The organism is Mycobacterium colombiense, from assembly GCF_001953985.1.
Taxonomy (GTDB): Bacteria; Actinomycetota; Actinomycetes; order Mycobacteriales; family Mycobacteriaceae; genus Mycobacterium; species Mycobacterium colombiense_B.
Genome location: NZ_MBEI01000006.1, coordinates 106,986 through 127,574 on the forward strand (window position 1 = coordinate 106,986; position 20,589 = coordinate 127,574).

At 67.3% G+C, this 20,589-nt stretch carries 19 protein-coding genes; 13 read left to right on the plus strand and 6 right to left on the minus strand.

Annotated features, from left to right (window positions below):
* Window positions 1-26 precede the first annotated feature (26 nt).
* Complete coding sequence (locus A5732_RS01550; protein WP_076100215.1) at window positions 27-1,607, plus strand: helicase HerA-like domain-containing protein; 1,581 nt, start codon at window positions 27-29, stop codon at window positions 1,605-1,607.
* Window positions 1,608-1,609: 2 nt separating this feature from the next.
* On the opposite strand, the gene cmrA is transcribed toward A5732_RS01550, so the two are convergent.
* Entirely contained in the window at window positions 1,610-2,416 is an 807-nt protein-coding gene (cmrA, locus tag A5732_RS01555; protein ID WP_076100218.1) for a mycolate reductase, read from the minus strand.
* Window positions 2,417-2,484: 68 nt separating this feature from the next.
* Between cmrA and A5732_RS01560 the strand changes: the two genes are divergently transcribed.
* Complete coding sequence (locus A5732_RS01560) at window positions 2,485-3,837, plus strand: MFS transporter (RefSeq protein ID WP_076100220.1); 1,353 nt, start codon at window positions 2,485-2,487, stop codon at window positions 3,835-3,837.
* A 17-nt stretch (window positions 3,838-3,854) separates the two neighbouring features.
* On the opposite strand, the gene A5732_RS01565 is transcribed toward A5732_RS01560, so the two are convergent.
* Together A5732_RS01565 and A5732_RS01570 are read right to left on the minus strand one after the other, a co-directional pair.
* Window positions 3,855-4,634: an MmpS family transport accessory protein gene (locus A5732_RS01565; RefSeq protein ID WP_081395967.1), complete on the minus strand. Its 780-nt coding sequence runs from the start codon at window positions 4,632-4,634 to the stop codon at window positions 3,855-3,857.
* Between the two features lie 49 nt (window positions 4,635-4,683).
* A complete protein-coding gene (locus A5732_RS01570) occupies window positions 4,684-5,355 on the minus strand; it encodes an SACE_7040 family transcriptional regulator (RefSeq protein WP_076050998.1) in 672 nt (223 codons plus the stop codon).
* A gap of 196 nt (window positions 5,356-5,551) precedes the next feature.
* Here A5732_RS01570 and A5732_RS01575 point away from each other — a divergent pair, with 196 nt between their 5' ends.
* From A5732_RS01575 to A5732_RS01610, 8 genes are all read left to right on the plus strand, one after another.
* Window positions 5,552-7,138 carry a carboxyl transferase domain-containing protein gene (locus A5732_RS01575; protein ID WP_076051086.1) on the plus strand — a complete coding sequence of 529 codons (1,587 nt, stop codon included), beginning with the start codon at window positions 5,552-5,554 and terminating at the stop codon, window positions 7,136-7,138.
* A 5-nt stretch (window positions 7,139-7,143) separates the two neighbouring features.
* The gene (locus A5732_RS01580) at window positions 7,144-9,159 is read left to right on the plus strand and encodes an acetyl-CoA carboxylase biotin carboxylase subunit (RefSeq protein ID WP_076050997.1); all 2,016 of its coding nucleotides are present in this window, start codon (window positions 7,144-7,146) and stop codon (window positions 9,157-9,159) included.
* Complete coding sequence (locus A5732_RS01585) at window positions 9,156-10,322, plus strand: acyl-CoA dehydrogenase family protein (protein WP_076050996.1); 1,167 nt, start codon at window positions 9,156-9,158, stop codon at window positions 10,320-10,322. The genes A5732_RS01580 and A5732_RS01585 overlap by 4 nt, the downstream gene beginning before the upstream one ends.
* A complete protein-coding gene (locus tag A5732_RS01590) occupies window positions 10,319-10,822 on the plus strand; it encodes a MaoC family dehydratase (protein ID WP_064953032.1) in 504 nt (167 codons plus the stop codon). The genes A5732_RS01585 and A5732_RS01590 overlap by 4 nt, the downstream gene beginning before the upstream one ends.
* On the plus strand, window positions 10,819-11,640 hold the full coding sequence (locus tag A5732_RS01595; RefSeq protein ID WP_076100223.1) for an HpcH/HpaI aldolase/citrate lyase family protein: 822 nt from the start codon (window positions 10,819-10,821) through the stop codon (window positions 11,638-11,640). The genes A5732_RS01590 and A5732_RS01595 overlap by 4 nt, the downstream gene beginning before the upstream one ends.
* 248 nt (window positions 11,641-11,888) lie before the next feature.
* The gene (pdhA, locus tag A5732_RS01600; RefSeq protein WP_139334509.1) at window positions 11,889-12,956 is read left to right on the plus strand and encodes a pyruvate dehydrogenase (acetyl-transferring) E1 component subunit alpha; all 1,068 of its coding nucleotides are present in this window, start codon (window positions 11,889-11,891) and stop codon (window positions 12,954-12,956) included.
* Window positions 12,957-12,965: 9 nt separating this feature from the next.
* Window positions 12,966-14,021, plus strand: coding sequence for a 3-methyl-2-oxobutanoate dehydrogenase subunit beta (bkdB, locus tag A5732_RS01605; RefSeq protein WP_076100226.1), 1,056 nt, complete (start codon window positions 12,966-12,968; stop codon window positions 14,019-14,021).
* The gene (locus A5732_RS01610) at window positions 14,018-15,187 is read left to right on the plus strand and encodes a dihydrolipoamide acetyltransferase family protein (RefSeq protein WP_076100228.1); all 1,170 of its coding nucleotides are present in this window, start codon (window positions 14,018-14,020) and stop codon (window positions 15,185-15,187) included. Before bkdB ends, A5732_RS01610 begins: the two co-directional genes overlap by 4 nt.
* A gap of 33 nt (window positions 15,188-15,220) precedes the next feature.
* Here A5732_RS01610 and A5732_RS01615 read toward each other — a convergent pair whose 3' ends face one another.
* Together A5732_RS01615 and A5732_RS01620 are read right to left on the minus strand one after the other, a co-directional pair.
* Complete coding sequence (locus A5732_RS01615) at window positions 15,221-15,991, minus strand: enoyl-CoA hydratase (protein WP_076050991.1); 771 nt, start codon at window positions 15,989-15,991, stop codon at window positions 15,221-15,223.
* Between the two features lie 450 nt (window positions 15,992-16,441).
* On the minus strand, window positions 16,442-16,852 hold the full coding sequence (locus tag A5732_RS01620) for a hypothetical protein (RefSeq protein WP_065050960.1): 411 nt from the start codon (window positions 16,850-16,852) through the stop codon (window positions 16,442-16,444).
* 499 nt (window positions 16,853-17,351) lie between these two features.
* Between A5732_RS01620 and A5732_RS01625 the strand changes: the two genes are divergently transcribed.
* Together A5732_RS01625 and A5732_RS01630 are read left to right on the plus strand one after the other, a co-directional pair.
* On the plus strand, window positions 17,352-17,603 hold the full coding sequence (locus A5732_RS01625; RefSeq protein WP_076100231.1) for a hypothetical protein: 252 nt from the start codon (window positions 17,352-17,354) through the stop codon (window positions 17,601-17,603).
* Window positions 17,604-17,787: 184 nt separating this feature from the next.
* On the plus strand, window positions 17,788-18,480 hold the full coding sequence (locus tag A5732_RS01630; protein WP_076100233.1) for a type 1 glutamine amidotransferase domain-containing protein: 693 nt from the start codon (window positions 17,788-17,790) through the stop codon (window positions 18,478-18,480).
* Window positions 18,481-18,486: 6 nt separating this feature from the next.
* On the opposite strand, the gene A5732_RS01635 is transcribed toward A5732_RS01630, so the two are convergent.
* The gene (locus tag A5732_RS01635; protein ID WP_076100235.1) at window positions 18,487-19,170 is read right to left on the minus strand and encodes a cutinase family protein; all 684 of its coding nucleotides are present in this window, start codon (window positions 19,168-19,170) and stop codon (window positions 18,487-18,489) included.
* An 835-nt stretch (window positions 19,171-20,005) separates the two neighbouring features.
* Between A5732_RS01635 and A5732_RS01640 the strand changes: the two genes are divergently transcribed.
* Entirely contained in the window at window positions 20,006-20,314 is a 309-nt protein-coding gene (locus tag A5732_RS01640) for a hypothetical protein (RefSeq protein ID WP_064953023.1), read from the plus strand.
* Window positions 20,315-20,589 lie beyond the last annotated feature (275 nt).

Genomic DNA, 20,589 nt, shown 5'->3' on the forward strand with positions numbered 1-20,589 from the left:
CATCGCCGGAAGAGGGGCGCAGCACGATGAGCACTGATTCAGCGGCCACGGCCGCGACGCGGATCGCGGACGGCTACGCCGTCGACGGCCAGGCACTGGAATTGGGCACGGTAGTCATCGACGGCGCGGCCGATCCGACGGCGCAGATCCGTATCCCGTTGGCCACCATCAACAGGCACGGCCTGGTGGCCGGGGCCACCGGAACGGGCAAGACCAAGACGCTGCAACTGATCGCCGAGCAACTCAGCGCCGCGGGCGTTCCCGTGCTGATGGCCGACGTGAAGGGCGACCTGTCCGGGCTGGCCCGGCCCGGAGAGGGCAACGACAAGACCGCCGCGCGGGCCAAGGACACCGGCGACGACTGGCAGCCGACCGGGTTTCCGGTCGAGTTCTTGTCGTTGGGCACCAAGGGAATCGGTGTGCCGATACGCGCGACCGTCGACAGCTTCGGCCCCGTGCTGCTGTCAAAAGTTCTGGGACTCAACGCTACTCAAGAGTCGACGCTGGGGCTAATCTTCCATTGGGCCAAGGATCAAAACCGCCGGCTGGTCACCACGGACGATCTTCGCGGTGCCATCGGCTACCTCACCAGCGACGCGGGCAAGGAAGACCTGAAATCCCTGGGCGGCGTGTCGGCGACGACGGCGGGCGTCATCCTGCGCGCGCTGGTGAACCTCGATGCCGAGGGCGGCGACACCTTCTTCGGTGAGCCCAAGCTCGACCCGAACGATCTGCTGCGCGCCAACGACCAAGGCCAGGGCATCATCTCGCTGCTGGAGTTCACCGGTCAGTCCGTGCGTCCCGTCATCTTCTCCACCTTCCTGATGTGGCTGCTCGCCGACCTGTACACCCAACTGCCCGAGGTCGGCGACGTGGACAGGCCGAAGCTGGTCTTCTTCTTCGACGAGGCGCACCTGTTGTTCGCCGACGCGTCCAAGGCCTTCCTCGAACAGGTCGAGCAGACCGTCAAGCTGATCCGGTCGAAGGGCGTCGGGGTGTTCTTCTGCACCCAGCTGCCCACGGACATCCCCAACGACATCCTCTCCCAGTTGGGCGCCCGCGTTCAGCACGCGTTGCGGGCGTTCACGCCCGACGACCAGAAGGCGCTCAGCAAGACCGTCCGCACCTACCCGAAAACCGATGTCTACGACCTGGAGTCGGCGTTGACGTCGCTGGGCATCGGCGAGGCGGTGGTCACCGTGCTGTCCGAGAGGGGCGCGCCGACGCCGGTCGCGTGGACCCGGATGCGGGTGCCGCGCTCGCTGATGGCGTCGATCGGCACCGGGGACATCGAGGCGGCGGCGAAAAAGAGTCCGCTGCAGGCGAAGTATGGCCAGACGGCTCCCCAGCCCGCGCAGCCCCAGGCCGCGCCGCAGCCGCCGCAGACCCGACCCGCGCCGCAGCCGCCGCAGACCCAGTCCGGCTACCCGCCCGTCCCGGCGAACGAGCCGGTACCGCCGATGCCGCAGCCGGCGGAGCCGAAGGGCCCGAAGGGGCCCGCCATGTGGGAGGAAGTGCTGCAGAACCCGACGGTGAAAAGCGGGATCAACACCGCGATACGCGAAGCGGTCAAAAGCATCTTCGGTACCGGCCGGCGCCGGAAGTAGCCCTACCCGCCGCCCAGCTTCTTGTAGAACGCGCCGACGATGGGCGCCACGATGGCGCGCGGGCCGTACCCGCTGGCCACCGACATGGCCTTCGACGTCAGGCCCGGAACGACGCGCATCTTGTTGCGCGCCAACGCATCCAGCGACACCCGCGCGGTGTGCTCGGTAGAGATCCACAGGAAGTCCGGAACCAGCCGCTCGACGATCGAGGCCTCGGTGTCGTCGGGCAGGTCGGTCCGCACCGGGCCGGGGGCCAGCAGCGTCACGTTGACACCGGATCCGCGCAGCTCGCCGCGCAGCGATTCGCTAAAGGTGTTCGCGAACGCCTTGGTGGCCGCGTAGGTGGCGTTGTAGGGAATCGGCGAATTGCCCGCCGCCGAACCGGAAATCAGGATCCCGCCGGATTTGCGCTCGACCATTCCCGGCAGCACCGCCAATGTAAGGTCGTGCACCCCAAGGACATTCAGCTGTAGTTGGGCTTTTTCGCCGGCCGGATCGAGCGTGGCGACCGGACCGAAGGTCGCGGTGCCCGCGTTGGCGCACAGGATCGAGATCGGGCGGGCGGCCAGCTCGTCGCACAGCTTCGCGCGTTGGCCGGGGTCGGCCAGGTCGGCGGGGCGGACGTCGACGATGACGCCGTACTTGCCGGTCAGGCGGGCGGCCAGGTCCTTGAGCAGGTCTTCGCGGCGCGCGGTGACGATCAGGTGGTGTCCGCGTGCGGCGAGTTCGGTGGCCAGCGCTTCACCGATGTTCTGCGAAGCTCCGGTCACAACGGCGCGCGCCTCGGGGCTTGGAGCGGGTAGCGGCATGCGCCAATCGTAGACAGCGGTCGAAATGGCGCCCGCAGCCGATCGCGAGCGCCTATAGAGTGCCGGGAATGAGCCAGCCGGAGTCGCGTTACGCCAGCCCCGCGCGATCGCGGGTGGTGGCGTGGGCGCTCTGGGACTGCGGCTCGACCGGTCTGAACGCGATCGTGGCGACCTTCGTCTTCGCCGTCTACCTGACCAGCAGCGTCGGGGTGGGGATATCCGGCGCCACCACGCCGGCGAGCTGGTTGGGCCGCGCCGCGGCCGTCGCCGGGCTGACCGTCGCCGTGCTCGCGCCCGCCGTCGGCGTGTGGGTGGAGTCGCCGCACCGCAGGCGGGTGGCGCTGAGTGTGCTGACCGCCACAGCGGTGACGCTGACCTGCTTGATGTTCTTCATCCGCGACAGCCCCGGCTACCTGTGGGCCGGTCTGGTGCTGCTCGGGGCGACGGCGGCCTGCGGCGATTTGGCCAGCGTCCCGTACAACGCCATGCTGCGTCAGCTCTCGACGCCGCAGACGGCCGGGCGGATATCCGGATTCGGCTGGGCGGCCGGTTATGTCGGAAGCGTTCTGCTCCTACTGGTGATCTACACCGGCTTCATCTCCGGATCCGGCAAAGGGCCCGACGCGACACGTGGCCTGCTGCGAATTCCCTTGCGGGACGGGCTTTATGTCCGCGAGGCGATGGTGGTGGCAGCGATCTGGTTCGCGGTGCTGGCGCTTCCCCTCCTGTTCGTCGCGCACCGGTTGACCGAGTCGTCGGACGGCTACCGCCCGACGAGCATGCTGGGCGGGTACCGCAAGCTGTGGACCGAGGTCGCCGCGGAATGGCGGCGCGACCGCAACCTGGTGTACTTCCTGTTCGCCAGCGCGCTCTTCCGGGATGGGCTGGCGGCGATCTTCGCGTTCGGCGCGGTGCTCGGCGTCAACGTGTACGGCATCTCACAGGCCAACGTGCTGATCTTCGGGGTGGCGGCCAGCGTGGTCGCCGCGGTGGGTGCGGTGCTGGGTGGGTTCGTCGACCACCGCGTCGGATCGAAGCCCGTCATCGTGGCGTCGCTGTTCGCGATCGTCGTCCTGGGGCTGACCCTGATGGCGCTGTCCGGGCCGGTGGCGTTCTGGGTGTGCGGGCTGCTGCTGTGCATGTTCATCGGGCCGTCGCAGTCGTCGTCGCGTGCCTTGCTGCTGCAGATGGCCAAGCACGGCCGGGAAGGCGTCGCGTTCGGCCTCTACACCATGACCGGGCGGGCGGTGGCGTTCGTGGCGCCGTGGCTGTTCTCGGTGTTCGTCGACGTCTTCGGTGCCGTGCGGGCCGGCCTGGGCGGAATTTCGCTCGTGCTGATCGCCGGACTGCTGGCGATGCTGGTGGTGCGGGTTCCGGCGCGCGGCGCCGCGCTGGCCGAACCGGCGGCCGAGCCGTCCTAGCCGGCCGGGGGTAGCGGCTAGCCGCGGGCGTCGCAGATCGTCAGGCCGCCGCCGACGCGCTTGCTGACCTGAACCCCGTCGACGGTGAGCGTGCAGGTGACGCTGTGGCCGATGTTGACGATCGTGACGTTGGGCGGGTGGTTAGCCGACTTCGACAGGCTGACCTCCTTGCTCCACGGCAGCGCGACGTTGAATTCGGTCTGGACGAGGCCGCCGGTGTCGATGTACATGATGCTGATCGCGCGTCCCTCACCCGAGACGGTGTAGACGACATCTTGCATCGTGGCCGGCCCGGTCGTCTCGGGGGGCAGCTCGGGGCCGCTGGTCGGCGGTATCGGGGCCGGGATGAGCGACGGCGACCGGTGGGGCGATGTTGTCGTCGTCGTTTCCGGGGTCGTCTCCGGCATCGCCGGCAGCGGCGGGACGGCGGTCTGGGTCTTGATCGCGTCGTTCGCCAGCACCAGGGCAATCACCAATGCGACGACCAGCAATACCGCCGCGCCGGCGCCGAGCCACAACCATCGCGACGATTTCGGGCCCTCGGGCGGCGGGGGAGCCATGCCCGTCGGTAGGTCGCCCGACGGGGGCTGGTCCTGCTGCCAGTACGCCGGCAGCTCCTTGGTGGTGTTCGCCTCGTTCGGGGTGGGCGCCCAGGGCGACGCCGCCCCGCCATAGCTCTGCGCGTACGGCATCTGGTCGGCGTACGCGGGATCAGCGGGCGGCGCATACCTCGGTTGCTGTGGCCCCGGCCGCGATGTAGGAAACCGCTCGGTGGGACGTGAATCGTTCATGTCCACCTCATGGCTTGCAGGGTACCTGGGCTCGGTGTTAAAACCCTGAGTCACCTTACGACGGACTGCTCAGCGGCACTGAATTTCCGGCCGCGAGCGCGGCCACCGTCATTGCGCGCATGACGGCTCGCGACCTCGCCGCGCGGACGGTCTTGGTGCGCGAAGTATCGGGGGACTTCATGCTGTGCGGTGTCGAATTCAGCAGACCGAACACGGCGTGCGCGGCCAGCCGGGCATCGGCCTCGGCCAGCTCGGGGTTCAGCTCCCGCAGCACCCCCACCCAGACCTCGACGTATTGACGCTGGGACTTGCGCACCTGCTTTTCGGCGGCCGGGGGCAGGTACGCGAGGTCGCGGTCCTGGATGCGAATCAGGTCGGGCTCGTTGAACACGAAGTCCAGATGGAAGTCGATCAGCCCGTCCAGCGTTGCGGCCGCGTCGGCGCCGTCGGCCTGCACCTGCCGGGCGCCGGCGAGCAGCCGGGTGCTGATGCCCACCAGCAACTCGACCAGCAGCGACTCCTTGTTCGGAAAATGCCGGTAGATGGCCGGACCGCTGACCCCGGCGGCCGCACCGATGTCCTCCAGCCGCACCGCGAGGAACCCGCGCTCGGCGAACAACCGCTCGGCGGCGGACAGCAGTTGTAGCCGGCGGTCGGACTTCAACTGGCTCCGGCGATTTGGAGCGTCGGCGGGACCGGCCTGGCCCTCGGAGGCGGACGCTGTCATGACGGACCTCCGTCTGGTCAACTGGCCCTAACGTAGCACGAGTTATTCGCGATTAACTCGCGCTTCGCGCCGACTGTGGTCCTCCCTGGACCGGCAACGACGGCAATGGTATTCTCGGCCCTTGAGTTAATGAGCATTAACTCAAAAAGCCCGACCGCACGACGGCAAGGAGGCTGCTGCGGCGATGGACAACGTGGTGACCTCACCCGCCAAGGCCGAGGCGTCGTTCTCCGATGAGCACCGCCGGCTGGTGGGCGAGTTGAACGCCAAGCTCGCGGCGGCGGCGTTGGGCGGAAACGAACGCGCACGGGAACGTCACGTCAGCCGCGGCAAGCTGCTGCCCCGCGAACGGGTGGACCGCCTGCTCGACCCGGGCAGCCCGTTTCTGGAGCTCTCCCCGCTGGCCGCGGACGGCATGTACGGCGACGAATCTCCCGGAGCCGGGATCATCACCGGCATCGGGCGCGTGTCGGATCGCGAGTGCGTAATCGTCGCCAACGACGCGACGGTCAAGGGCGGCACCTACTACCCGATGACGGTCAAAAAGCATCTGCGCGCCCAAGAGGTGGCACTGCAGAATCGGCTGCCGTGCATCTACCTGGTGGACTCCGGCGGTGCGTTCCTGCCCCGCCAGGACGAGGTCTTCCCCGACCGCGAGCACTTCGGGCGCATCTTCTACAACCAGGCGACCATGAGCGCCAAGGAGATTCCGCAAGTGGCCGCCGTGCTCGGTTCATGCACGGCCGGCGGCGCCTACGTGCCCGCCATGAGCGACGAGGCCGTCATCGTGCGCGAGCAGGGCACGATCTTTTTGGGAGGCCCGCCCCTGGTCAAGGCCGCGACCGGGGAGATCGTGTCGGCCGAAGACCTCGGCGGCGGCGACCTGCATTCCCGGGTCTCGGGTGTCACCGACCACCTCGCCGAAGACGACGAGCACGCCCTGCGGATCGTCCGCGCGATCACGGCCACGTTCGGCCCGCGCGCGCCCAGCCCGTGGGAGGTGCGATCTCCGGTCGCGCCCACCTGCGCCCAGACCGAGCTCTACGACGTGGTGCCGCCCGACCCACGGGTGCCCTACGACGTGCACGAGGTGATCGTGCGGCTGGTCGACGGCGGCGAATTCAGCGAGTTCAAGGCCAATTACGGCAAGACGCTGGTGACGGCGTTCGCCCACATTCACGGCCACCCGGTGGGCATCGTGGCCAACAACGGCGTGCTGTTCAGCGAATCCGCTTTGAAGGGTGCGCATTTCATCGAGCTGTGTGACAAGCGCAAGATCCCGCTGCTTTTCCTGCAGAACATCGCGGGCTTCATGGTCGGCCGCGACTACGAGGCCGGCGGTATCGCCAAGCACGGCGCCAAGATGGTCACGGCCGTCGCCTGCGCGCGGGTGCCGAAGCTGACCGTCGTGATCGGTGGATCCTATGGGGCGGGCAACTATTCGATGTGCGGCCGGGCGTATTCGCCGCGCTTCCTGTGGATGTGGCCCAACGCCCGCATCTCGGTGATGGGCGGCGAACAGGCCGCGTCGGTGCTGGCCACCGTGCGCGGCGAGCAGCTCGCCGGCGCGGGCAAACCGTGGTCGGCCGACGAGGAAGAGGCGTTCAAGGCGCCCATTCGCGACCAGTACGAAAGTCAGGGCAACCCCTACTATTCCACGGCCCGGCTGTGGGACGACGGGATCATCGACCCCGCTGACACCAGAACCTTTGTCGGGCTGGCTCTTTCGGTGTGCGCCCAAGCACCACTGGAACCCGTCTCCTACGGCGTCTTTCGGATGTGAGTGCAGTGTTCGAAACCGTACTAGTGGCCAACCGCGGCGAGATCGCGGTGCGCGTGATCCGGACCCTGCGCCGGCTCGGCATCCGCTCGGTCGCCGTCTACAGCGACCCCGACTACGGCGCGCGCCACGTGCTCGAGGCCGACGAAGCGGTGCGCCTGGGGCCGGCCGCGGCGCGCGAGAGCTACCTGAACATCGACAAGGTTGTCCAGGCGGCCACGCGCACCGGAGCTCAAGCGATCCACCCCGGCTACGGATTCCTTTCCGAGAACGCCTATTTCGCCGTGGCCTGCGAGCGTGCCGGGATCGTGTTCCTGGGCCCGCCGGCCCAGGCGATCCAGGTGATGGGCGACAAGATCACCGCCAAGAACGCCGTGGCCGCCTTCGACGTCCCCGTGGTGCCCGGTGTCGCCAAGCCCGGGCTACGCGATGACGAGCTGGTCGCGGCCGCGGAGGAGGTCGGATACCCGGTGCTGATCAAGCCGTCGGCGGGCGGCGGCGGCAAGGGCATGCGGTTGGTGGAAGAACCGGGCAAGCTGCGCGAAGCGCTGGTGGGCGCGCGGCGCGAGGCGGCCTCGTCGTTCGGCGACGACACCCTTTTTCTGGAGCGATTCGTGTTGCGGCCCAGGCACATCGAGGTTCAGGTGCTCGCCGACACACACGGCAACATCGTGCACCTCGGCGAGCGCGAGTGCAGCCTGCAGCGCCGTCACCAGAAGGTCATTGAGGAGGCGCCGTCGCCGCTGCTCGACGAGGTGACGCGGGCGCGCATCGGCGCGGCCGCCTGCAACACCGCGCGCAGCGTCGACTATGTCGGCGCGGGCACCGTCGAGTTCATCGTCTCCGCGGACCGGCCCGACGAATTCTTCTTCATGGAGATGAACACCCGCCTCCAGGTTGAGCATCCGGTCACCGAGGCGGTCACCGGGCTGGACCTGGTCGAGTGGCAGCTGCGGGTGGCCGCCGGCGAGAAGCTGGGGTTCGCCCAGGACGACATCGAACTGCGCGGCCACGCCATCGAGGCCCGGGTGTACGCCGAGGATCCGGCGCGGGGCTTCCTGCCGACCGGTGGGCGGGTGCTGCACGTGTCCGAGCCGTCCGGTGACGGTGTGCGGGTCGACTCGTCGCTGCTGCCGGGGACGCTGGTCGGCAGCGACTACGACCCGATGCTGAGCAAGGTGATCGCCCACGGGAGCGACCGCGCCGAGGCGCTGGCGAAACTCGACCGGGCACTGAGCCGAACCGCGATCCTGGGCGTCCAGACCAACATCGAATTCCTCCGGTTCCTGCTCGCCGACGAGCGCGTGCAGGCCGGCGACCTGGACACCGCGCTGTTGGACGAGCGGCTGGCGGACTTCGCCCCGCTGCCGGCCCCCGATGACGTGCTGGCGGCGGCCGGCCTTTATCGGCAATCGGCCCTGGCCTTCCGGGCGCGCCGCTTCGCGGGCAACCCCTGGGCGGCGCCGACGGGCTGGCGCGTCGGCGGTAGCCCGGCCCCGGTCCGCACCGACATGCGCACCCCACTGCGCAGTGAGACGGTCTCGGTGCGGGGGTTGCCCGATGCGGCGATCGTGCAGGTCGGCGAGGGTGAAAAGCTGTCCGCCGCAGCGCAAGTCGAGCCGATGCGGATGAGCGTCACACTGGACGGGGTACGCCGGGACTACCACTGGGCCGAGGCCGACCGGCACCTGTGGATCGCCGACGAGCGAGGAACCTGGCACCTGCGTGAGGCGGAGGAGAACAAGATCCACCGCGCCGCGGGCGCGCAGCGGGCCGAGATCGTCAGCCCGATGCCCGGCAGCGTGATCGCGGTTCAGGCATCCTCGGGCACCGACGTTTCCGAGGGCGACGTGGTGGTCGTCGTCGAGGCGATGAAAATGGAACATTCGCTTGCCGCACCGGTTTCCGGACAGGTGGAGGTGCTGGTCTCCGTCGGTGATCAGGTGACGGTCGATCAGGTGCTGGCCCGGCTGGTACCCGAAGAATCCAGCGCGGCAGCCGATTCGAGTAAGGACGCATCATGACCACATCCATTACCGCGGGGGCGTTACCCAAGGAGTATCAGGATCTTCGCGATACGGTTGCCGAGTTCGCGCGCACCGTGGTCGCTCCGGTGTCGGCCAAACACGATGAGGAGCACAGCTTCCCGTACGAAGTCGTGGCGAAGATGGGGGAGATGGGCCTGTTCGGCCTGCCGTTCCCCGAGGAATACGGCGGCATGGGCGGCGACTACTTCGCGCTGTCGCTGGCGCTCGAGGAACTCGGCAAGGTCGACCAGTCGGTGGCGATCACCCTCGAGGCCGGCGCCAGCCTCGGCGCGATGCCCATCTACCGGTTCGGCACCGAAGAGCAAAAGCAGAAGTGGCTGCCCGACCTCACCGCCGGCCGCGCGCTCGCCGGCTTCGGGCTCACCGAACCCGGGGCCGGTTCGGACGCCGGGGGAACGCGCACCACGGCCCGGCTCGACAACGGCGACTGGGTGATCAACGGCAGCAAGCAATTCATCACCAACTCCGGCACCGACATCACCTCGCTGGTCACCGTCACCGCCGTCACCGGAACCGCTGCGAACGGCAAGAAAGAGATCTCCTCGATCATCGTGCCCAGCGGCACACCGGGATTCACGGTCGAGCCGGTGTACAGCAAGGTCGGCTGGAACGCGTCGGACACCCACCCGCTGAGCTTCGACGACGTCCGCGTCCCGCAGGAGAACCTGCTGGGTGCCCGGGGCACCGGCTACTCGGGCTTCCTGTCGATCCTGGACGAGGGCCGCATCGCGATCGCCGCGCTGGCGACCGGGGCGGCGCAGGGCTGCGTCGACGAAAGCGTCAAGTACGCCAAGGAACGCCAGGCGTTCGGCCAGCCGATCGGCGCCTACCAGGCGATCAGCTTCAAGATCGCGCGGATGGAGGCGCGCGCCCATGTGGCCCGTACCGCCTACTACGATGCGGCGGCAAAGATGTTGGCGGGCAAGCCCTTCAAGAAGGAAGCGGCAATAGCGAAGATGATCTCCTCGGAAGCGGCGATGGACAACGCCCGCGACGCGACCCAGATTCACGGGGGCTACGGCTTCATGAACGAATATCCGGTGGCGCGGCACTACCGCGACAGCAAGATCCTCGAAATCGGCGAAGGGACGACCGAAGTGCAGTTGATGCTGATCGCGCGGTCGCTGGGACTGTCATGACGGAACAAGTCGGTAAGTCAGTTGTCCAGCGCGGTTTGTGGTTTGAGGAATTCGAAATCGGTACCACCTACCTGCACCGGCCCGGCCGGACGGTCACCGAGGCGGACAACGTCTTGTTCACAACGCTCACCATGAACACCCAGTCGCTGCACCTCGACGCGGCGTGGGCCGCCGAGCAACCCGGCTTTCGCGGCGAGCGGTTGGTGAACTCCATGTTCACCCTCTCCACGCTGGTCGGGCTGTCGGTGTCGCAGCTGACGCTCGGCACCATCGTGGCCAACCTGGGCTTCTCCGAGGTGTCCTTCCCCAAGCCGGTGTTCCACGGCGACACCCTGTACGCGGAGACGGTGTGCACGGGCAAGCGCGAATCGAAGAGCCGGCCCGGCGAAGGCATCGTCACCCTCGAGCACACGGGGCGCAACCAGCACGGCGACGTGATCGCGCGTGCCGTGCGCACCACGCTGGTGCAGAAGCGCCCGACCGACGAGGAGACCACGTGAACCTGCAAGCCGCCGGTCCCGGCTGGCTGTTCTGCCCGGCCGACCGTCCCGAACGTTTCGCCAAGGCCGCCGCTGCCGCCGACGTGGTAATCCTCGACCTCGAGGACGGCGTGGCCGAGGCGGACAAGCCCGCGGCGCGCAAGGCGTTGCAGGAGACACCGCTGGATCCCGAGCGCACCGTGGTGCGGATCAACGCCGCCGACACCGCGGAATACCCCCTCGACCTCGAGGCCCTGGCCGGCACCGCGTACACGACGGTGATGCTGTCCAAGACCGAATCGGCCGCACAGGTGACGGCGCTGGCGCCGCGCGATGTGATCGCGTTGCTGGAGACGCCGCGCGGTGCGGTGTTCGCCACCGAAATCGCGGCGGCACGGGGCACCGTGGCGCTGATGTGGGGCGCCGAGGACCTGGTCGCCACGCTCGGCGGTAGCTCCAGCCGCAAGGCCGACGGCAGCTACCGCGACGTCGCCCATCACGTCCGGTCGACGGCCCTGCTCACGGCGTCCACCTTCGGTCGGGTTGCGCTCGACGCGGTGCACCTGGACATCCGGGACCTCGACGGCCTGCGGGACGAGGCTGAGGACGCCGTCGCGCTGGGCTTCGCCGGAACGGTGTGTATCCACCCGAGCCAGATCGCGGTGGTGCGCGAGGCGTACCGCCCCAGCGAGGAGCGCCTGGACTGGGCACGACGGGTGCTGACGGCGGCGCGGTCAGAGCGCGGCGTCTTCGCGTTCGAAGGTCAGATGGTCGACTCGCCGGTGCTCAAGCACGCGCAGATGACGTTGCGCAGGGCGGGCGAAACCGTCCCCGAGTGAAGCCGGGGCGAGGCATGCGCGGCGAAACGCGACACGCTGCGCCGTCGTCGCAATCAGCGCGGTCACTTCTCATTTGAGCGCATAATGGTGAGTACGTCAGTGTCGCGGCGAGCGAAGCCTTTCGTGTGACTGACGATTGGTCTCCGCTCGCGGTAGGTCTCGGCTGACCGTGCCGGGATCCGCTGTGGCTCACCGTGCCACGCGGCACCCCGGCGAGGGAGGCGGTGGCGCAGGTGTCTTCGGTGCCGATGACTGTCGATCTCGAGCCGGTGCAGCTCGTCGCGCCCGATGGCTCGCCGACGCCCGAAGACCGGTACAGCCGTGAGCTTCCCGCGGAGACGCTGAGCTGGCTCTACGAGATGATGGTGGTCACCCGCGAGCTGGATGGCGAATTCGTCAACCTCAAGCGGCAAGGGGAGCTGGGGCTGTTCGCCTCCTGCCACGGTCAGGAAGCCGCTCAGGTCGGTGCCGTGGCGTGCCTGCGTAAGACGGACTGGTTGTTTCCCCAATACCGGGAGCTCGGCGCATTTTTGGTGCGCGGCATCCCGCCCGGACACGTGGGGGCCGCGTGGCGCGGAACCTGGCATGGCGGCCTGGACTTCACCAAGAAGTGCTGCGCGCCGCTGTCGATTCCGATCGGCACCCAGACCCTGCACGCGGTGGGGGCGGCGATGGCTGCCCAACGGCTGGGCGAGGATTCGGTGACAATGGCGTTCCTCGGCGACGGCGCCACCAGCGTGGGAGACGTGCATGAGGCGTTGAACTTCGCGGCCGTGTTCACCGCGCCCTGCGTGTTCTTCGTGCAGAACAACCAATGGGCGATCTCGGTGCCGATATCCAAGCAGACCGCCGCACCGTCGCTGGCGCACAAGGCAATTGGCTACGGCATGCCGGGGATCCGGGTGGACGGCAACGACGTGTTGGCCTGCTATGCCGTGACGGCCGAGGCCGCCGCCCGAGCCCGCGCCGGCGGCGGCCCGACGTTGATCGAGGCGGTCACCTACCGCCTGGGCCCGCACACCACATCCGATGATCCGAGTCGCTACCGGACGCAAGACGAAGTCGACCACTGGTCCGCGCTGGAACCGATCGCGCGGTACCGCAGCTACCTGCAAGGCCAGGGCCTGTGGTCGGAACGGTTGGAGGAACGGGTTGCCGCCCGCGCGAATCGGATGCGGGCCGAATTGCGCGACGCGGTGTTCGACGCACCCGATTTCGACATCGACGAGGTGTTCACCTCGGTGTACGCCGAGATCACCCCGGGACTACAAGAGCAGCGGCGGCAGCTGCGGGCCGAACTCGACCGAAGTGATTGAGAGGCGTCCATGACTCAGCTCGCTGATCGCCCGGCCGGCCACGACGAAACACTCACCGCGGCAACCCAGGACGCCGCGCTCGGCGCGCAGTCGTTGACCATGGTGCAGGCGCTCAACCGCGCCCTGCACGACGCGATGGCCGCCTATGACCGGGTGCTGGTATTCGGCGAGGACGTCGCGGTCGAGGGCGGGGTGTTTCGGGTCACCGAGGGACTGGCCTCCGCGTTCGGCGAGAGCCGCTGCTTCGACACGCCCCTGGCCGAGTCCGCCATCATCGGGATCGCGGTGGGCCTGGCGCTGCGCGGCTTCGTGCCGGTACCCGAGATCCAGTTCGACGGGTTTTCCTATCCTGCCTTCGATCAGGTGGTCAGCCACCTGGCGAAGTACCGCTCCCGCACCCGCGGCGAAATCAACATGCCGGTGACGGTGCGCATCCCGTCGTTCGGGGGAATCGGTGCCGCCGAACATCATTCGGATTCCACCGAGTCGTACTGGGCCCACACCGCCGGCTTGAAGGTGGTGGTGCCGTCCAGCCCGGCGGACGCGTATTGGCTGCTGCGCCACGCGATCAGCTGCCCGGACCCCGTCATGTATCTGGAGCCAAAGCGCCGGTATCAGGGGCGCGGCCTGGTCGACGTCACCCGGCCCGAACCGCCGATCGGGCAGGCAATGGTCCGCCGACCGGGCACCGACGTGACCGTCGTGACCTACGGCAGCCTGGTCAGCACCGCGGTCGGCGCCGCCGAAGAGGCGCAGCGACAACGTGGTTGGAGCCTGGAGGTGATCGATCTGCGGTCCCTGGTGCCGCTGGATTTCGATACCGTCGCCTCGTCGATCCACCGGACCGGACGCTGCGTGGTGATGCACGAGGGCCCGCGCAGCCTGGGGTATGGAGCGGGTTTGGCCGCCCGAATTCAGGAGGAGTTGTTCTACGAGCTGGAGGCCCCGGTGTTGCGCGCGTGCGGGTTTGACACCCCGTATCCGCCGGCCCGGCTGGAGAAGTGGTGGCTGCCCGGGCCGGATCGGCTGCTGGATTGCGTCGAGCGCGTGTTGGCGCAGCCATGAGCGACGAGCGGGTCAAGTCGTTTCGGGTCCCCGACCTCGGCGAGGGACTGGAAGAAGTCACGGTGACCCAATGGCACGTGGCGGTGGGTGACGACGTCGAGCTCAATCAGGTGCTGTGCACGGTGGAGACCGCCAAGGCGGAAGTGGAGATCCCGAGCCCGTACGCCGGGCGGATCATCGAAAGGAACGGCGCCGAAGGCGATGTGATCGACGTGGGGGCGGTGCTGCTGCGCATCGACACGGCGCCGCTGGGCGGTGACCTACCGTCGGCCGAAACCGAAATGCCCACGCTGGTCGGTTATGGCGCCGACTCCGGTATCGACACCAGCCGGCGCACCACCCGCCCGCTCGCCGCCCCTCCGGTGCGCAAGCTGGCCAAGGAGCTGATGGTGGACCTCAACTCAGTGCCGCACGGCACCGGCGCCATCATCACCCGGGAGGACGTGCTGGCGGCGGCTCGCGGGAACGGCAATGGCGCCGATGTCCGGCCGGTTCGGGGTGTGCAGGCCCGGATGGCGGAGAAAATGACGCTGTCGCACAAGGAGATTCCCGCGGCCAAGGTCGGTGTCGAGGTCGACTGCGCCGAGCTGGTCCGGCTGTCCGACCGGTTCCGGCCGGCGGAGGAGATGATCACGCCGTTCGTGCTCGTGTTGCGCTTGCTCGTCATCGCGCTGCGCCACAACGAGATGTTGAACTCGACCTGGGTCGACTCCCCGCAGGGGCCGCAGGTGCGCGTCGAGCACCGGGTGCACCTGGGCATCGCCACGGCCACCGAACGTGGGCTGCTCGTCCCGGTCATCACCGACGCCCACGTCAAGACCACCCGCGAATTGGCCGGCCGCGCAGCCGAATTGATCGCAAATGCGCGTGCGGGCAGCCTGGGTCCGGGGGAGTTGCGGGGCTCGACGTTCACCGTGACGAATTTCGGGGCGCTGGGTGTGGACGACGGGGTTCCGGTGATCAACCATCCCGAAGCCGCCATCCTCGGCATGGGTGCGATCAGGCCGCGGGCCGTCGTCCGGGGCGCAGAGATCGTCGCGCGCCCGACGATGTCGCTGACTTGTGTGTTCGACCATCGCATCGCCGACGGTGCCCAGGCCGCCCAATTCGTCTGCGAGCTCAGGGATCTGATCGAATCGCCCGGAACCGCGCTGCTGGATCTGTAGCCTTCGCGTCGGGATCGCGCCGCGTTGCCGATCCTACCGGCGTTGCGCCGCGGCCAAACGCTGTGCGAATTCCGGTGATTGGATGGAATAGGACTGCGGCCCGAGCTCGGCGTGCATCGCGAGCTCGTGTTGTTCGTTGTCCAGCGACCCCGGACTGACGGTGGCGCGCATGGTGGCCTTGGTCGCCAGCACCACTTCCCGCGGAGCCGCCGCCGGACCGGCGGCCAGTTCCAGGGCCGCGGCGACCGGATCGTCGGCCACGCTCAACGCCAAGCCGTGCCGCACCGCGTCGTCGGCGTCGAAGCGCATCCCGAACAGCAGGGCCGCCCGAGCGACCTGCGGGCCGACCGCGCGCTGCAGCATCCACGTCGCACCCCCGCCGGGGTGAAGCCCCAACTTCTGGAATCGCGCGTCGAACATGGCGGCGGGACCGGCGATGCGCACGTCGGCCGCCAGGGCCAGATTCAGGCCCGCGCCCACGGCGGCACCGTTGACCGCGGCGATGGTGGGCAGCCGGCAACTGCCGACGGCCATGAAACCGTCATAAAGCTGCTGCAGGCCCGCCTCGGCCGCGCCGCCGCCGGCGGCGCCCAGGGCACTGAGGTCGGCGCCCGCGCAGAACGCCTTGCCCGCCCCGGTGATCACCACGGCGTGCACATCGGGGTCGGCTTCGGCCCGCTCGACGGCCTCGCGCAGGTGCCCGGACGACTCGGCCGTTATCGCGTTGCGGCGATCGGGATCGTTGACGGTGATGAGCGCGACGCGGCTGGTGACGTTGTAAAGGATGAGTTCGGACTGGGCCATCGGGCACCTCCGGCTTCGCGTATCGGCTGTGGATCCGCCCGACCTCACCGGTGGACCGGCGGCAGCGTCACGGGCGAGGTAAGACTACGTCGCGCCATCCGAGCGGGGTCGGCCGGTGTGAGCGTGATTAGCGAGAATCGGCAGGAAAAGGCGGGCATTGCACGCCGGCGCCCCCGTCATATCGACCCGCCCGATAGTCGAACGCCATTCACGGCCGGCTGATGTGGTTACCGGCTGGTAGCGCAAACGCGGCAATGTTTGCGGCCGGCGTGGCGGATATCGGAATCTACAAGTAATGCTGTGTTTATAGAATCGTTATCTGCCGCATTTAGCTTCTCCGGGTCAACGCCCGGGCCGACCTGGCGAAACGTGAGGTGAGACGCGGGCAAACCGGCCGGACGCCGCAGTCGCTCGCCGGCGCGGTCGAGCCGTCGAGATTTGTCCGGCCCGCTACAGCTCCGGTTTCGCTAACTTCCTCGCTAGCTCATCGAGTTCGGCCTGGCGCTCACGCACCGCGCACCCCCGCCGCTCGATGCGCGCGCCCTGCAGAACGGCCCCCGGCAGCGCGTCACTACGCAGCCTGCTGTTGGCGTAATGTATTGCGGCATCAATCATTTCGATGTACCGCTCCGCGTCATGCTCTGCGCAGGAGCCCTCGATGCGCTGGACTTCGTCCCAACAGGGATAGGAAGAATACCGGGCATCCAGTTGTTGCTGAGAGACCTGCGTTCCGAAGTAACACCGCCAGTCGCGGCTCAACCAACCCCTCGTCTTGACTTCGACTTTGATTCGATTGCCAACACCAGCTATGAACCTCGGCTCCCCGACGCGCACCACCGGCTGCCAGTCATTCGACGCCATATATCGCCAACCCCTCGAAGAGAAGACGCTCTAAGTAATGATCTCCCCGTAAGCGTCATCTGCCCGTTTTGACACGCATATGTTCCCACAAAGATTAAACCGCAAACATTTGGCATTGACTTCGATTTTTTCGGGTTCGTCAAAAAGTATGGAAACGACGCAGATGCATTACCCGCGGTTCTGCGTAGGCGCTTTGCTTGCCTGCCAAAATGTGGCCGTGACCTGCGTCACTGGCGCGACCTCACAGGCCCCGGTTCTCGGCTGCCGCATCCGCCGCTCGGGCACCGTCTGGTCATCGTGACCCGATCTTCACCAATCCGCCCGCGGCTTCGCGACGCTCGTAGTGGCCAAATCCGGCGGCCGGGCCCAAGGATCCGTAGAGGATCCGCCAAGGCGCGCTCCGCAAGCTCATGTCAGCTCGAAAGGGCATCCCACTCGGCATCGACGCTAGGAGCACCTCATGCGGACAACGGGGTACAGGACAACGCAGTCCGGGACCATGGCGTACCGGGCCTACGCACGGACCCGCAATCAAAAAATCGGATACGCCCGGCTGATGCTGGTCTCCGTCGCGACGGCCGGGCTGATCGGCCTCGGTGTCGGTGTCGCCAGCCTCGATCGACCGCTGGCCGGCCGGCATTGTTCCGTTCCAGACGTGACCACGCATGACGCAACCGGCCTCACATTGTCGTGCAGCCCGGTTTCGACGGGAAACCGTGAGCTGGTGTGGCAGTATGCTCCGGCGTCGTGACCTCGATAAGTCAAGTGGCGCAGTGTGTTTCGGTCAGGTCCAATGCGCCTGGGCTGTCCAACTGGGCAAGGACGAACGAGCGCCACCACCCGTCGATTGCTGCGGCGCCGCCGCGTTTGACCCCGGCCGCCGGATGGGCGACGCTTGACCGCATCCCCCTGCGGAGCGAACCAGGAGAAATGCGATGGCGAAGGTGCTGTTCGTGGTCACGGGAGCGAGCTATTGGACCCTGAAGGACGGCACCAGGCATCCGACGGGCTACTGGGCCGAGGAGTTCGCAGCGCCCTACCGCGAGCTCACCGGCGCCGGCCATGAGGTCGTCGTGGCCACGCCGAATGGTGTTGTGCCGCATGTGGATGTGATGAGCCTGCGGCCGTCGATGGCCGGTAGCGAGAAGATCGCTTTGGAGCTGGAGGAGATCCTGAAGTCAGCGGAGGAATTGCGCCGACCCATCGAACTGGCCGACGCCCGCCTCGAGGACTATGACGCCGTCTATTACCCGGGTGGGCACGGCCCGATGGAGGATCTGTGGCGCGACGCCGATTCCGGCCGGCTGCTGATCGCGGCTCTGGCGTCCGGTAAGCCGCTGGCCATCGTGTGCCACGCGCCGGTCGCCATGCTGGCGACCCGGCGAAACGGTGTCTCGCCGTTTGCCGGGTACAAGGTCACAGCCTTCACCAATGACGAAGAGGACGGGGTCGGGTTGCGGGAGAAGGCCCCTTGGACCGCGGAGGACGAACTGGTGAAGATGGGCGTCGAGTTCAGCAGCGGCGAGATGTGGAAGCCCTACACGCTCAAGGACCGCAATCTCTTCACCGGCCAGAACCCGGCCTCCGCCGGGCCGTTGGCGCGCGAGTTCATGAAGGAACTCAGTTAGGCGACCTCAGAGGTGGCCGGCCACGAAAGTGGCGGCCTGAGCGGGCATTCCGGAGCCTTGATAGGACAGGTCCGCTGCCGAGAACATCTCGTCGTGCGACGGCAGCGCCAGGGGCCCGCCCGGGGTGCACACCGGATCGCCGGGCGCACACAGGTCGATGGCCTTCGCGCCGTACCACGGGCTTACCACACTCACCGGCGCCCCGAGATACCGGGCCGACGGATTCCCGAACAGGGCCAGCGCCGCGACATGGTCGGCCTCGTCCGCCGTCAGGATCTGAGGATTCAAGCCCGCGATCGAGGCCTGGGCGATGGTGATCAGATCGATCACCATGGCGCCCTGCGAATAGCCGCCGAGCACCAATTTGGTGTGGGGGCAGTTCGCCACCATGGACTGAACGTGAGCGTGGGCGTCGCCGGCGCCGGCCGACGCTGACGGGGCGAAATCCTCGCCGGCGGGGTAGTTGACCGCGTACACCCCAAGCGACCGGCCCCCGATCTGGGAACGCAGCGAGTCGATGAATGCCTGTCCGACCCCGCCGACGCCTGGCGGCTCCGCGGTGCCGCGGGCGAACGTCACCTCGACGTCCGGACACGGCTCGGCGGACGCGGAAATCGGGGGACACAGCAGCGCCGTCCAGGTCGTCGCCACCGCGACACCCAGCAAACGCGCTAATCGGCGTGCGTTCACGCTCCAATGCTGACACATCGGGGCCGGAAAGACACCGCCTAATTCGACGCCTCGCCTCCGCCGGAGCCCCTGCCCCGGACCGCTTCTCGGATCAGCTGATCCTGTTGCCGGGGGTCCCGGTGTTCGCTGGTGTCGCCGACGCGGCGCGAATTGCATGGCCCGGCGAATTGATATCGAAAATTTCCATGGCTCTCGCCATTATCGCGAGTCGTCATGTTCGCAACGGTTCTCGATGTCCGGACGATGCCGGCGGTCGCGCACTCTGCGTGACGACCACTGGCGGGCAGGGCGTCTGGGTCTGAAGCCTTCTTCGCTAACTTCTTTGCCAGACGGACCAAGGCCGTCAGACATGACTTTTCGCCACGCCCTATGACTATTGGCAAACCGAGTTCGCTCTGTTCGCTTGGCAACGAACGCAATATTCGTCATCCTGATTCTGCGTTTCGTGGATCGAATTGCATTCAGGACACTCTTGAATGTATTTGTGTCGCGGATTCAAACAGGAAGCCATTGACGCTTGTTTTTGCCTGAATATACTTGTCGAACTTCTATTGGTACTAGACAACATTCCGATTGATTTCCCTGCTTAGTAAAGCGCATGCCTGGCTGCGTTTGCAGCTACGCCGCGTGTGTCACTATCAACCACTGTTCCCGAACGCGGACGGTTGAAACCCCGGCGGACAGATCACCCAAAACTTGCCCGCGGGGCCCGCGGGGCCGGCCGTAGGCAATCGTCCGCGCATCCGCAGAAATGGCGTAGCCGGCTACTCTAGACGGCTCGATCTGGCGCGCCGGAAACTATTGAAGTCCCGCCCCTCCAGCGAAAGGTTCAACCATGACCATCATCGCTACCACGATCGTCCATCCCAACCCTGGGGTCACCTGGGACGACATTCAGAAGCAGCTGAAGCGAGCGACCGGGCTTGCCCGCAAACATGGCGCGGAGAACGTCACCGCGTTGGTGAACATGGTCGGAGGTCAGGGCACCAACGCGATCGGCATGCTGACGACCGCGCAAGACTGGACCACTTACGGCCGGATCCAGCAGAGCCTCAGTGAAGACCCGGATTACCAAAGCCTCCTCGTCGACGCGGCCCAGATGGCCACCTGGGAGAACTACGTCAGCCAGACGATCGAGGTCTAGTACCGCGCCAAGTAATACGTGATCGACGAACCCTCGGCCGGCGTTTGGCGCCGTTGGTCGTCGATCCACCCAGCGAACGCCTAGGTAGTCGCCAGTAGCGACTACCTAGGCGTTCGGCGTTCGGCTCTCTACTGAACAGCAACTCCGTCATCTGGGGAGTTCCCAAGCATCAGCCGACGTCATACAGCGAGCCCGGTGCCCCTGTTCAGAGTCGGTTGATGGTTTACGTTTCTGTTTCGGTTGATCCTTGACACTCGGTGTTGTGGTTTAGGTCG

What these genes read in the sequence shown, in the direction of transcription:
- A5732_RS01630 (WP_076100233.1), top strand. Translation starts at nt 17,788, where the DNA reads ATGGCGAAGGTGCTGTTCGTGGTCACGGGAGCGAGCTATTGGACCCTG.
- A5732_RS01620 (WP_065050960.1), bottom strand. Translation starts at nt 16,852, where the DNA reads ATGGCGTCGAATGACTGGCAGCCGGTGGTGCGCGTCGGGGAGCCGAGG.
- pdhA (WP_139334509.1), top strand. Translation starts at nt 11,889, where the DNA reads ATGACTGTCGATCTCGAGCCGGTGCAGCTCGTCGCGCCCGATGGCTCG.
- A5732_RS01625 (WP_076100231.1), top strand. Translation starts at nt 17,352, where the DNA reads ATGGCGTACCGGGCCTACGCACGGACCCGCAATCAAAAAATCGGATAC.
- A5732_RS01615 (WP_076050991.1), bottom strand. Translation starts at nt 15,991, where the DNA reads ATGGCCCAGTCCGAACTCATCCTTTACAACGTCACCAGCCGCGTCGCG.
- bkdB (WP_076100226.1), top strand. Translation starts at nt 12,966, where the DNA reads ATGACTCAGCTCGCTGATCGCCCGGCCGGCCACGACGAAACACTCACC.
- A5732_RS01560 (WP_076100220.1), top strand. Translation starts at nt 2,485, where the DNA reads ATGAGCCAGCCGGAGTCGCGTTACGCCAGCCCCGCGCGATCGCGGGTG.
- A5732_RS01610 (WP_076100228.1), top strand. Translation starts at nt 14,018, where the DNA reads ATGAGCGACGAGCGGGTCAAGTCGTTTCGGGTCCCCGACCTCGGCGAG.
- A5732_RS01585 (WP_076050996.1), top strand. Translation starts at nt 9,156, where the DNA reads ATGACCACATCCATTACCGCGGGGGCGTTACCCAAGGAGTATCAGGAT.
- cmrA (WP_076100218.1), bottom strand. Translation starts at nt 2,416, where the DNA reads ATGCCGCTACCCGCTCCAAGCCCCGAGGCGCGCGCCGTTGTGACCGGA.
- A5732_RS01590 (WP_064953032.1), top strand. Translation starts at nt 10,319, where the DNA reads ATGACGGAACAAGTCGGTAAGTCAGTTGTCCAGCGCGGTTTGTGGTTT.
- A5732_RS01550 (WP_076100215.1), top strand. Translation starts at nt 27, where the DNA reads ATGAGCACTGATTCAGCGGCCACGGCCGCGACGCGGATCGCGGACGGC.
- A5732_RS01640 (WP_064953023.1), top strand. Translation starts at nt 20,006, where the DNA reads ATGACCATCATCGCTACCACGATCGTCCATCCCAACCCTGGGGTCACC.
- A5732_RS01570 (WP_076050998.1), bottom strand. Translation starts at nt 5,355, where the DNA reads ATGACAGCGTCCGCCTCCGAGGGCCAGGCCGGTCCCGCCGACGCTCCA.